This is a genomic window from Vibrio sp. 10N.222.52.B7 (assembly GCF_041474275.1).
GTDB lineage: Bacteria > Pseudomonadota > Gammaproteobacteria > Enterobacterales > Vibrionaceae > Vibrio > Vibrio crassostreae_C.
This window is the reverse complement of sequence record NZ_JBFRTU010000779.1, coordinates 1-367: the sequence shown is the minus strand read 5'-3', so window position 1 is coordinate 367 and position 367 is coordinate 1. Positions and strand designations below refer to the sequence as shown.

Genomic DNA, 367 nt, shown 5'->3' with positions numbered 1-367 from the left:
AAATGATCGAAGCAGCGACGGCAAAGCCCGTGAACGCCGAGATCAAGATGCTTTCTACTGATGATAACAGTGAAATGATCGCAAGCTCGCCAACGCCCATCTGACCAACAATAACGTTATAAATCAGAATGCCACCCGCCCAAGCCGTGTCATGAATCAACATCGGAATCGCTATCTTGAAATACTTCTTTCTATGCTTAGGCAATATTGTATCGCGCCAATTGCTTAGTGTTGGGAATAGGTAGGCGTAGTGTTTCTTTGCCATAACAAGCAGGGCAATCGTTTGAAAGAATCGAGACACCGTAGTACCGATTGCCGCGCCAACCACACCTAGCTCTGGGAAGCCGAATAATCCGAAGATCAGAAA

At 46.6% G+C, this 367-nt stretch carries 1 pseudogene; it reads right to left on the bottom strand.

The window, feature by feature from the left end:
• A pseudogene (locus tag AB4512_RS25275) lies at positions 1-367 on the bottom strand (MATE family efflux transporter); the annotation flags it as partial.